The sequence below is a fragment of the Tabrizicola sp. TH137 genome, assembly GCF_002855575.1.
Taxonomy (GTDB): Bacteria; Pseudomonadota; Alphaproteobacteria; order Rhodobacterales; family Rhodobacteraceae; genus Paragemmobacter.
The window spans coordinates 528,930-539,941 of the sequence record NZ_PKRQ01000003.1; the positions used below are offsets into that span (position 1 = coordinate 528,930).

Genomic DNA, 11,012 nt, shown 5'->3' on the forward strand with positions numbered 1-11,012 from the left:
CCTTACAGGCTCGCCGGGGCCGAAGTGGTGGCCACCGCCGTCGCATCTTCGCCCACGACCTGCACCTCCGCCCCCGGCCGCACCGCCTGCACGCCCTCCACCACCACCAGATCGCCCGGGGCGAACTCCGCCTCGACCAGAACCTCGGCCTCGGACCGCTGCAAGATGCGGATCGGCAGCCGCGCCGCCTTCCCCTCGCGCACCACCCAGACAAAGGCGCCATCCCGGCTCCACTGCACCGAAAGCGGGCTGACCGCAGGCGCCGGTTCCCCCGGCATGTCCACCGAAATCACGAAGGACATCCCCGCCCGCAACCTGTCATCCGCATTGTCCAGCCGCGCCTGCACCCGCAGGGTGCGGCTCGCCGCATCGACACGGTTGTCGATGGCGCTGACCCGGCCCTCGATGGCCGCGAAACCGCCCGCCATCGCCTCGGCCATCACCGCATCCCCCGGCGCGATCCGCCCCACCATCCGCTCCGGCAGCCGGAAATCCACCAACAGGACCGACCGGTCGTCGATCTGGGCGATCTCCGTCGTCGTGCCGACCTGCGCGCCCACCTCCACACCCAGGATGCCGACATAGCCCGACACCGGCGCAGGCACCTCGCGCAGCGACAGGTCGAACTCCGCCTGCCGCAATTCCAGCTCGGCCTGCCGCAACGCCAGCTCCGCCTCGCGCAACTGCACGCCCGAACTCGCCCCCGATCCCTGCAATTGCTGCAACCGCTCCAGCGCGGCCCGCGCATCATCCAGCACCAGCCGCGCCCGCTCCACCGCGATCCGCTCCGCCTCGCTGTCCAGCCGCAGCAGGATATCGCCCGCCTGAACAGGCTGGCCCGATTGCACCAGAACCTCCGTCACCCGCCCCGGCGTCTCCGGGGCCACCATCACCGACCGGATCGCCCGCCCATCGCCGATGGCTGTCACACGGTCCGCGATACGGCCCTCACCGGGCGGCAGCGCCACCACCATCGCAGGCCCGCGCGACCCGCCACCAGCACCGCCACGCCCCGCCTCGGCCTTCGGCTCGGCCATCTCCAGCCCGACCAGATCCAGCACCCCGCCCAGCCCGAAGCCCCGCAGCGCCGCATTTGCCGACGGCAGCAGCGCCGCCATGCCCAGCACCGCCCCGACCAGCAGCACAAGGCTCAGAACCGATTGCTTCCAGATCGACATGGGCAAATCATCCTCGCATCAACACATCGCCAGTTGTGCAGGACAGTGACGCGCCCGCGCCCGACCGCAAGCCCGCCACCATTAAATTCCCTACACGATGCCGTCAGATGCCGGAAAATCCCGCACCGCACCCGCCGAAGGCCCACCCACATCGGCCTGTGCCACCGAAACCGCCTTCAGCACCGCAAAGACCGCCCGCCCCGGCGCAAGCTCCAGCGCCCGCGCCGACCGCTGCGTGATCCGCGCCAGCAGCGCCTCCTCCCCCACCCGGACGCGCACCAACGCCCCCGGCCCCTCGCCCGCCCGGACCTCCTCCACCACCCCCGCCAGAATGTTCAGCGCCGAAAGGCCCGTCGGCCGCTCCACCGCCAGCATCACATCCCGCGCCAGGATGCGCAGCCGCAAGGCCGCCCCGACAGGCGCCGCCACCCGCGGCAGGTAGATCGCCCCCCCGGCATGGTCCAGCCGCGACAGCCCATCCGCCTCCTGCGCCGCCATCCGTGCGGTGATCACCGCCCCCGCCTCGCGCAGCCCCATCGCAGGCGCGACGCCCGGATCGGCCAGCACCTCGCCCACCGGCCCCGCCGCCACCACCCGGCCCGAATCCAGCAGCACCACTGTCGTCGCCAGCCGCGCCACCTCCGCCACCGAATGGCTGACATAAAGGATGGGCAGCGAAAGCTCGTCCCTCAGCCGCTCCAGATAGGGCAGGATCTCGGCCTTGCGCGCCTCGTCCAGCGCCGCCAGCGGCTCGTCCATCAGCAGGAGGCGCGGGTTCGACAGGATCGCCCGCCCGATCGCCACCCTCTGTTTCTCCCCCCCCGACAGGCCGCCGGGACGGCGCCCCAGAAGCGCCCCGATCCCCAGCAGATCGACGATCCGCTCGAACGGCACCCCCGGCCCCTTCGGCGCGAACCAGCGCCCGTACAGCAGGTTCTGCCGCACCGTCAGATGCGGGAACAGCCGCCCGTCCTGGAACACATATCCCATCCGCCGCAGATGCGCCGGAACCATCCGACCGGCCGCGCTGTCCAGCACCACCTGCCCCTCGACCGCGATCCGCCCCCGCTCGGGCCGCAGCAGCCCCGCCACCGCGTTGATCACCGTCGATTTCCCCGATCCCGACCGACCGAACAGCGCCGTCACCCCGGCCGGGGCCTCGAACCCCGCCTCCAGTGTGAAGCCGCCGAAACGATGGAACAGCGCAACCTCCAGCGTCATCCGCCCGCAATCCTCCGCGCCACGGCCCGGCTGACCCATTCCGACAGCAGCAGCGCCCCCATCGCCACCACGATGGCCACCAGCACCAGACGAAAGGCCTGCGCCTCGCCCCCCGGCACCTGCAAGAAGGCATAGATCGCCGAAGGCAGGGTCTGCGTCTGCCCCGGAATGTTGGAAACGAAGGTGATCGTCGCCCCGAATTCCCCCATCGCCTTGGCAAAGGCGAGGATCGCCCCCGCCACGATCCCCGGCAGGATCAGCGGCAGCGTCACCGTCAGGAACACCCATCCCCGCGACGCGCCCAGCGTCCCCGCCGCCTGTTCCAGCTTCGGATCCACCGCCTCGATCGCCAGCCGGATCGCCCGCACCATCAGCGGAAAGGCCATCACCGCCGCCGCCAGTGCCGCGCCCGTCCAGCGGAAGGCCAGCACGATCCCGAACCACTGGTCGAGGAACTGCCCCACATAGCCCCGCCGCCCGAAGGTGAGCAGCAGCAGATAGCCGGTCACCACCGGCGGCAGGATCAGCGGCAGATGCACCAAGCCGTTCAACACTTGCCGCCCCCAGAACTCCCACCGCGCGAGGGCATAGGCCACGAAAATGCCCAGCGGCAGGCTCAGCAGCGTCGCCCAGAACGACACCCGCAGCGAAAGCGCCACCGCCTGCCATTCCTCCGCCGTCAGGACCTCGGGCATGACACCCCTTCCGCGCCGCCCCGGATCAGGGCAGGACCGCCGCCCGCCACCCTCCGGCGCATCGCCGAAGTCGCAGCCGCGTGACGATCACGCGCCCGCATCTCCGGGGCCGGGGCAAGGATCGGGCAAGACGGCAAACGGCTCTCCAGGCGATATATCCTGCCAGACATATCAAACCGCTCGCCCCGGACAGGCAAGCATTATCTCGCCCCCGCCCCCATCGGCCCGCCCCCTACAGGTTCGAATTTCACAACTCCGACATGCGACCTTCGCGCCTGCGTTACGCAGCCCCTGCACAGTCCCCTCCGACGCGCCCGCCCCGCCACCCGGCCAGAACGGAGCCTTCGCATGACGTCCGGCGACACCCTGCCCCCACCCCGCCGCCACCGCAGCCTCTTCCTATCCGACCTCCATCTCGGCGCGCCCGGTTGCCGGGCCGAGGCGCTGCTTGCCTTCCTGCAAGCCAATGATGCCGACACGATCTATCTCGTCGGTGACACCTTCGATCTCTGGGACCCGCTCTTCACCGTCTGGGGCGCAGCGCATGACCGCATCCTCGCGCTCCTGCGCGCCCGCGCCGCCGAAGGCCGCCGCATCCTGCTCCTTGCCGGGAACCACGACCGCGCCCTCCTTACCCCGGCAGGCCGCGCCCGGCCCGAAGTCGCGGGCCTGGCCACCGATGTCCCGCGCGAGCTGATCCATCATGCCCCCGACGGGCGCCGCTACCTCGTCGTGCATGGCGACATCTGCGACCTGCGCCCGCTCCGCTTCCACATCTGCACCCGCATCGGCAGCCGGCTGGACAGCTTCCTCCGCCTTCTCGACCGGATGCTCCGCCCGCTCCGCTTCCGCGCCGGTCCCGGCGCGCAGGGGCCGATGGAACTTGCCGTGGCCGCCCTCAACGCCCTGCTCTACCGGGGCCGCAGCCACGAGGCCCGGCTGATCCGCCTCGCCCGCGACCGGGGCTGCGACGGTGTCATCAGCGGCCATTTCCACATGGCCGCCCTGCATGATGACCTCGGCCTGCGCTACGCCAATTGCGGCGACTGGACCGACAGTTGCACCGCCCTGACCGAAGATGCCGCCGGGCGGCTCTGCCTCGTGGGGATGGAGACCGCTCCGCTCGGTGACCCCATTCCGCCCCTCGCCCCGCAGCCCGCCCCTCGATGACGGCACCCGCATGACTGCCCTAGCCCTCACGCTCCTCGCCCTCGGCTTCCTCGCGCTCCACCTCGCCAGCGCGCTGATCGTCCTCGCCCGCCGCGACACGCCCCCAGCCCCCGGCGCAACCGCCCAACGGCCCCGCGTCACCCTCCTGCGGCCCCTCTGCGGGCGCGACGCGACGGAAGAGGAAACCCTGGCCTCCACCTTCGCCCTGACCTGGCCCGATCTCGAAATCCTCTTCTGCGTGGCAGACCCGGCCGATCCCGTGATCCCGCTCGTCCGCGACCTGATCGCCCGGCATCCCACCCGCAATGCCCGCCTCCTGATCGGCGATGATCGCGTCTCGGCCAATCCCAAGCTCAACAACCTGGAAAAGGGCTGGCGCGCCGCGACCGGCGACTTCGTGGTGATGGCCGACAGCAACCTCCTGCTGCCGCCCGACTATTTCGACCGCCTCCTCGCCCGCCACGCGCCCGGCATCGGCCTTGTCACCTCTCCCCCCATCGGCATCCGCCCCCAGGGCCTCTGGGCCGCGCTCGAATGCGCCTTCCTCAACAGCAACCAGGCCCGGCTCCAGCTTGCCGCCGACAGCCTCGGACAGGGCTTCGCACAGGGCAAGACGATGATGTGGGACCGCGCCTTCCTGGACGCCCATGGTGGCCTTGCCCCCCTCGGCGCGCGGCTGGCCGAGGATGTCGCCGCCACCCGCCTTGTCCGGGGCGCGGGGCTGCGCGTCGCCCTCACCGCCCGCCCCTTCCCGCAGCCGATCGGCCGCCGCAGCCTCGCGCAGGTCTGGCACCGGCAATTGCGCTGGTCCAAGGTGCGGCGCGACGGCTTTCCCGGCCTCTTCCTTGCCGAGCCGCTGAATGGCGGCCTGCTGCCCCTTCTCGCCATCGGCGCGGCGCAGGGCCTGCCCGCCGCCGCCCTCTTCGCGCTGCTCTGGTATGGCGCCGAAACCGCCCTTGCCGCCCGCGCGGGCTGGCTTGCCCGCCCCGCCCATGCCCTGCTCTTCCCGCTGCGCGACCTGATGATCCCCGCCCTATGGCTCGCCACGCTGCGCAACACGCGCTTCGAATGGCGCGGCAATCTCATGGCCCCCGGCGCCCTGCACCCCGCCCCGCAGGACAGGCCCGCCCGATGACCGAGGCCGACCTCGCCCCGCTCATCGCCGCGCACGGCCCCTGGGTCCTCTTCCTCATGACCGTGGTCGAAGGCCCGCTTGCCACCATAGCGGCGGGGGCGCTGGCGGCGCGCGGCCATCTCGACCTGACGCTCGTCCTGCTCCTCGCCACGCTGGGCGATCTCTGCGGCGACCTCCTGCTCTACCTTGCCGGACGCTTCGCCCCCCGCCTCTGGCCCGGGGCGCGCGATCGGGCGGCACGGCACCTGGCCCGCCTCGGCCCCGCCCCCGGCCGCCATGCCTGGACGATGATCGTCCTCGGCAAATGGACCCATGTCCTTGGTTTCGCGATCCTTCTCGGCGCGGGCATGGCGCGGCTTCCCCTGCTGCCTTTCCTCGCCGTCTCAGCCCTCGCCACGCTGCCCAAGGTCGCGCTGCTGGCCGCCCTCGGCCATGCCGCGACGCAGGGGCTGGGCATCCCCAGCCTCGCCCTCCTCGCCGCCGCCCTCGGCAGCGCCACGCTGATCCTGCTTGCGCTCCTCGCCCGCGCCGCGCTGCCGCCCCACCGCCTCGCCGGATGCCTCCGATGACCCCCACCGTTTCCTGCCTCATCCCCGCCTGGAACGAGGCCGCCCGCATCGGCGCCGTCCTCGCCGCCACCCGCGCCCATCCCCTGCTGACCGAAACCCTCGTCATCGACGACGGCTCCACCGATGCCACCGCCCGCATCGCCGCCCACCACGGCGCAACCGTCCTGCGCCAGAGGGTGAATGGCGGCAAATCCGCCGCCGTCGCCCGTGGCCTCGCCGTCGCGCAGGGCGAGATCATCCTTCTCCTCGATGCCGATCTTCAGGGTCTGACCCCCGACGACATCACCGCCCTCCTCGCTCCCCTGCGCGACGGCCGGGCGAAAGCCAGCCTCAGCCTGCGCCGCAATGCGCCCCTGCCCTGGCGGCTGATCGGGCTCGATTACATCTCGGGCGAACGCGCCATGCCCCGCGCCCTCCTGCTGCCCCATCTCGACCGCATCGCCCGCCTGCGCGGCTTCGGGCTGGAGGTCTTTCTCAACGATCTCTGGATCGCCGAGGACCTGCCGCTCGCCGTCATCCCGCTCGCCATCGACAGCCCCGCCAAGGCCGCCAAACATGGCCTGCTGCGCGGCCTTCGCGGCGACCTGCGGATGCTGGCCGATATCCTGCGTGTGGCCGGGCCACTGCGCCCCCTGCGCCAGATCGCGGCGCTTGTCGCCGCCGCCCGCGCCGCAAGGCGCCGGGGCCGCCTCAGCTCAGGAAATGGTTCACCGGGCGCAATGGCCGCGGCGCCGGCTCGCCCAGATGCGGCGCAAGGCTGATCTCCGCCGCGCGACAGATCGCATCCAGCGCGATCCCGTTCTGCGTGGTGGCGAAGGGATGGCTGAGTTCCTCCGTCACTTCCGCCAGCCCGAGGAACATGTAACCCACCACCGCCACGAAGACCGGCGTCATCAGCCCCGTCGTCCCCACCAGCGCAAGCGGCAGCAGCAGGCAGTAAAGATAGGCCGTCCGGTAGATCAGCAGCGAATACACAAAGGGCAAGGGGCTGTTGGCGATCCGCTCGCATCCCGCCTGCTGCACCGCGATCGAGCCCAGCCGCGTGGTCAGCGCCCGCGCCCCGAACCCGTCCAGCGCCCCCTCCCGATGCGCCGCCGCCACCACGGCCCCCATCCCGTCCAGCGCCGCGCAGGGCGGATGCGGCACCCCCGCCAGCGCCCGCACCCCCTCCAGCGCCGACGTATCCGGCGCGATCCCCCGCAGGTTCATCCGATGCGCATGCAGAAACACCAGCGCCCCGCGCAGCAGCGCCTCGCGCCGTGCCGCCTCGGGCAGAAACACCTCCGCCTCCCGCGCCAGGCTCCGCAGATCGGCCAGCAACCCGCCCCAGAGCTTGCGCGCCTCCCACCAGCGGTCATAGGCCGCGTTGTTGCGAAATCCCAGAAACAGCGACAGGCCGATCCCGAACACCGCAAAGGCCGATCCGTCCAGCCGCGGCACCACCCCCGCCGCCCGGTCCAGCACCGCAAGCACCAGCGCCATCACCGCCAGCATCGCCACCGGCAGCGCGATGCGCGGCACGACCGACCCCTGCAAGGCCGTCAGCAATTCCCAGAGTTCCGGCTTTTCCCGAACGATCATCCCGCATCCCCGAACCGCATCCCCGACAGGTCGCCCGTCGCCCGCCCGCCCATCAGGCCCGATCGTCCCCGCCGCCGCTTCCCCAATTGCGCCCTTCTGCCCCCGGCCCGCGACCTGCGGCGCCCGCCCTGCGGCCCCCCCTGCGACAGTGAAAATTCACCGCTTTCGGCAAGATGCCCTCATCAGGCCACATTCCGGCGCGGTCCCCCACCCGCCTGCACCCTCGCCGCATTCACGGCAACCAGAGGGAGAGCGACTCGATTCTGACCGCAACCCAGACCGGGCCAAGACTCACCCAACCTTCGTATGGGATTGCGGCACAATTGGTAGATTGTGACATCCGTCAGGCAGACCCTCCCACCCGACTTTGGTTCCAATATCGGGAAAATTGAGGCGTTTTGGGGGGTTAGCACCCGTTTTTGTTTCCAGGACAGAAACGATGCGCCACATTCAAACCTCTGAGGTTCCCCACTCTTACCTTTTCACCGCCTGTCTCTTGCCACTTCATCTTAAGATATCTTGCAGCACGCGCAGCTCAACCGGAACGGGTTAAATCTGCGAATCACATTTCTGTGGGGGGCCCGCTCCCCAAGGTGCCCCGGGTGGGGAAGATGCAGGTGTTAAGGTTCGACAAGGCAGCAAGGCCAAAGGCCACAATTCTTCCGTGTAGAAAAACCAGGAGGATGACGATGACGACCGATACCAAACGCACCGCTCTGCTGGGCTCTCTTCCGTCGACCGCCCGCAAGGCCGACTCCTCGCGCCTGTTGCAGCGGATCGAAGACGCGACGATTTTCTGCGCCTTCGTGATGGCACTCTCCTTCATGGCCACCTCGGCCGTGATGGTGGTAAGCGCCTGATATTGCTCCGTTTCGCCCTGGACCGGCGTCACTGTTACGGCTGATCCTCCCGCATTCAGGGGAGTGGCTTGGTCATCTGTTTCTCGTATTTTCCCGGCCCGGACGACCGGCTTCGCCGTCTCATATCGTCACAGACTTTCAATTCGTGGACCATCATGCCGCACAACATGACGCCACCCCCTGCCTTGCCGGAACCGGGCGATGGCCTCCCGCCGTCCATCGAGTTTCCGGTGACGGAAACCCGCCCCCGGCCCTTCCTTCCGCATCGACGCCCCATCCCCCGCAAGCCGTCCCTTCCACTGGAGGATATCGCCCTTCTCCTCGTCGTCCTGGGCTTCCTCGCCTGGTCGGTGGCCTTCGCCTACCGCATGTCCATCTGACCCGCGCCTCTTCGCGCATCGGTTGAAACGCTCCCAGTCGCGCCTTGCTCCCCAGGGCCTGGCCGACACCTGCCTGAACCCGGCCACGCCCCCGCGTAGCCGGGTTTTTTTCCTTTCCAGTCCGCGATTTGCAGGAAAGTTCCGAGAGCGGCAAAAAAAATCGCCCAATGACGCGATGGCCGCTAAAACAACCCCGGATTGCGTCCGTTCTGGTCTTTGACAAGACAGAGGAGGTGCCCATGTCCACTCAGCAAACGACCCCCGCCCAAGCCCTCGCCGCTCCGCGCCGCACCCCCCGCCGGATCGAATTCGAGGATGAGGTGATCTCGCCCCGCCGTCTCCAGCAGATCGAAAACGCGACCGTGGTCATGGCCACCGCTCTGGGCAGCAGCGTCGTCTTCTACGCCTTCTTCCAATACGTCTCCTGATCTCCGGGCAGGCCGCGCCCCGCTGCGCGGCCCCCCCGCCCCTGCGGGACGGCAGGCAGGCCAAAGGTCGGCAAGGCGCCCCCGCAAGCCGCAGCCCGGCAGGACAGGTACGCCGCCAGCATCACCGCGAAAGATCGGCAGGCCCGCCCCCCGGACAGCAAAAAGGCGGCAGGAACCCCGCCGCCCTCATCCAATCAAGGAAATCGTGATCAGCCGCGCGCCTTGCGCCGTGCCACGAACCCGGCCGCCGCCACCGCACCCAGCAGCAGCACGCCCGAGGCCGGCACCGGAACGGGCGTCGGCGTGCTGGCCGAGGCCCATTGCACATCGTCGATCCCCATCCCTTCCGTATCGAAAAGCCCGGTAAAGGTGACTTCGTAGAAAGGCGTCTCCGAAACGATCCCGAAGAACCGCGTCGCCCGGCCACGCGTCTGGCCCAGCCAGGCGTTAGTGCCCTCGGCACCCATAACCACGCCAGCCACACGCAGGGAGGCCCGCCGCGCAAGGCTGCGGAAGTTGTTGCCGTCCCAGATCCCGTTGTTCACCCCGGAAAACACCGCCCCGAAGGCCGTGATCGCCTGCTTGAAGCGGAAGGTGAAGGTTTCGCCTTCCAGCAATCCGACCTGCAAATTCAACCCGTTCAACCTGCTTCCGTTCAACGAGTTCTGGTCGCCGATGAAATTGAACTGCGGCATCGACAGGGACGACCGCAGATGAGTGGTGAAGGCACCGAAATCCCGCTCCGGGCCGATCACAGACCCAAATCCGGCCGTGTCGAACCCTTCGCGCGAAAGCGACCCGGCCGCTCCCGCGAAAGCCGTGGCATCTCGATAGCTCGTGGTCGCCGCCGAAGCGCCGACCGCCATGAAACCGGTCAGGAAAATTGCCGCAAGAAATGTCTTAGACACAGCTTACCTCGTGGGGGGCATTGGAGGGGGGGGCAACAAGACTCACTCGCAACGCCGTCCCGGGCAAAAAGGCCCAAGCCGTATCCGAAAACGAATGGCCTCCCTACACACAGGAGTCAAGGGCGGCCAGACCTAGGTCCGGCACACCCCCACCTTTGGAAAGGCCACCGACGCCATTAAGCCACAGAACAACCTTGACGTGCAAGTCTTTCCGTGCATCCGGCCCGCCAATCCCGCCTGCGCCTCCACAGGTCCCGCCGGGCGCCGCAGCGTCAGAATCCGCCCGCCCCGCCAGATCAGACCCTTGCACCCCGCAGGGCGCAAACCGCCGCCCGGCCCGGTGCACCCAGCCGCAGCCGTGAGATCAACCAAAGGTTGATTTCGGCCCATTCCCCCGCCCGCCTCCCGGCAGGTCAGCTTCGGTTATAGCGGATGAAAGGCGTCAGCTTGCCGATCCGGTCGTAAAGCCGCCGCCCGTCCGCGTTGAAATCCTGCGTCAGCCAATAGACGGCGGGCGTCCCGTCCGCATCCGCCGCAGCATAGACAGCTTCGATCAGCTTGCGCCCAAGGCCCGTGCCACGCGCCTGCGGATCAACATAAAGGTCCTGCAAGTAGCAGACATTCTCAATCTTCCAGCAATGGCGGTGGTGCAGGTAATGCACCAGACCCATCGCCTGACCATCGACCCGGGCGATGAATCCCTTCGGGTCCATCGGTGCATCCCCAAGAATCCGCGCGAAGGTGCTGGCAAAGACCGCTTCGGGCAGCACGGTGTTGTAAAAGGCCAGATAGGCCGTCCAGAGGTTGCGCCACTCCGCCTCGTCGGCGGCGGTCAGCGGGCGGATCGTCACGTCGGGCATCTGGCCTCCGGGCAGAAGGGACCGGCC

The 11,012-nt window shown here is 69.2% G+C and carries 13 protein-coding genes; 7 read left to right on the forward strand and 6 right to left on the reverse strand.

Annotated elements, in window-relative coordinates; all coding sequences use genetic code 11:
• Window positions 1-2 precede the first annotated feature (2 nt).
• The 3 genes from C0V75_RS12435 to modB all read right to left on the reverse strand — a co-directional run bounded on the left by C0V75_RS12435 (window position 3) and on the right by modB (window position 3,094).
• On the reverse strand, window positions 3-1,178 hold the full coding sequence (locus tag C0V75_RS12435; RefSeq protein WP_101921231.1) for an efflux RND transporter periplasmic adaptor subunit: 1,176 nt from the start codon (window positions 1,176-1,178) through the stop codon (window positions 3-5).
• Window positions 1,179-1,268: 90 nt separating this feature from the next.
• Complete coding sequence (gene modC, locus C0V75_RS12440; RefSeq protein ID WP_101921232.1) at window positions 1,269-2,399, reverse strand: molybdenum ABC transporter ATP-binding protein; 1,131 nt, start codon at window positions 2,397-2,399, stop codon at window positions 1,269-1,271.
• Entirely contained in the window at window positions 2,396-3,094 is a 699-nt protein-coding gene (gene modB / locus C0V75_RS12445) for a molybdate ABC transporter permease subunit (protein WP_101921233.1), read from the reverse strand. Before modB ends, modC begins: the two co-directional genes overlap by 4 nt.
• Window positions 3,095-3,442: 348 nt before the next feature.
• Here modB and C0V75_RS12450 point away from each other — a divergent pair, with 348 nt between their 5' ends.
• Genes C0V75_RS12450 through C0V75_RS12465 form a run of 4 tightly spaced genes read left to right on the forward strand, consistent with a single transcriptional unit; the run spans window position 3,443 to window position 6,729 of the window.
• Window positions 3,443-4,264, forward strand: coding sequence for a UDP-2,3-diacylglucosamine diphosphatase (locus C0V75_RS12450; RefSeq protein ID WP_101921234.1), 822 nt, complete (start codon window positions 3,443-3,445; stop codon window positions 4,262-4,264).
• 10 nt (window positions 4,265-4,274) lie between these two features.
• Window positions 4,275-5,399: a ceramide glucosyltransferase gene (locus C0V75_RS12455; RefSeq protein WP_101921235.1), complete on the forward strand. Its 1,125-nt coding sequence runs from the start codon at window positions 4,275-4,277 to the stop codon at window positions 5,397-5,399.
• On the forward strand, window positions 5,396-5,968 hold the full coding sequence (locus tag C0V75_RS12460; protein WP_158241839.1) for a VTT domain-containing protein: 573 nt from the start codon (window positions 5,396-5,398) through the stop codon (window positions 5,966-5,968). Before C0V75_RS12455 ends, C0V75_RS12460 begins: the two co-directional genes overlap by 4 nt.
• On the forward strand, window positions 5,965-6,729 hold the full coding sequence (locus C0V75_RS12465) for a glycosyltransferase family 2 protein (RefSeq protein WP_101921237.1): 765 nt from the start codon (window positions 5,965-5,967) through the stop codon (window positions 6,727-6,729). The genes C0V75_RS12460 and C0V75_RS12465 overlap by 4 nt, the downstream gene beginning before the upstream one ends.
• Here C0V75_RS12465 and C0V75_RS12470 read toward each other — a convergent pair.
• Entirely contained in the window at window positions 6,659-7,549 is an 891-nt protein-coding gene (locus C0V75_RS12470; RefSeq protein ID WP_101921238.1) for a bestrophin family protein, read from the reverse strand. The genes C0V75_RS12465 and C0V75_RS12470 overlap by 71 nt on opposite strands.
• Before the next feature lie 689 nt (window positions 7,550-8,238).
• Between C0V75_RS12470 and C0V75_RS22990 the strand changes: the two genes are divergently transcribed.
• The 3 genes from C0V75_RS22990 (at window position 8,239) to C0V75_RS12480 (ending at window position 9,217) form a co-directional block, all read left to right on the forward strand.
• Window positions 8,239-8,409 (forward strand): hypothetical protein, encoded by a 171-nt coding sequence (locus tag C0V75_RS22990; protein WP_158241840.1) that lies wholly within the window; start codon window positions 8,239-8,241, stop codon window positions 8,407-8,409.
• A gap of 167 nt (window positions 8,410-8,576) precedes the next feature.
• Complete coding sequence (locus C0V75_RS12475; protein WP_143710416.1) at window positions 8,577-8,789, forward strand: hypothetical protein; 213 nt, start codon at window positions 8,577-8,579, stop codon at window positions 8,787-8,789.
• A 239-nt stretch (window positions 8,790-9,028) separates the two neighbouring features.
• Window positions 9,029-9,217, forward strand: a complete 189-nt coding sequence (locus C0V75_RS12480) for a hypothetical protein (RefSeq protein ID WP_143710417.1) — start codon at window positions 9,029-9,031, stop codon at window positions 9,215-9,217.
• Between the two features lie 209 nt (window positions 9,218-9,426).
• On the opposite strand, the gene C0V75_RS12485 is transcribed toward C0V75_RS12480, so the two are convergent.
• Both C0V75_RS12485 and C0V75_RS12490 read right to left on the reverse strand, forming a co-directional pair.
• Window positions 9,427-10,083, reverse strand: coding sequence for a hypothetical protein (locus C0V75_RS12485; RefSeq protein WP_101921241.1), 657 nt, complete (start codon window positions 10,081-10,083; stop codon window positions 9,427-9,429).
• Window positions 10,084-10,538: 455 nt separating this feature from the next.
• Window positions 10,539-10,985 (reverse strand): GNAT family N-acetyltransferase, encoded by a 447-nt coding sequence (locus C0V75_RS12490; protein ID WP_101921322.1) that lies wholly within the window; start codon window positions 10,983-10,985, stop codon window positions 10,539-10,541.
• Window positions 10,986-11,012 lie beyond the last annotated feature (27 nt).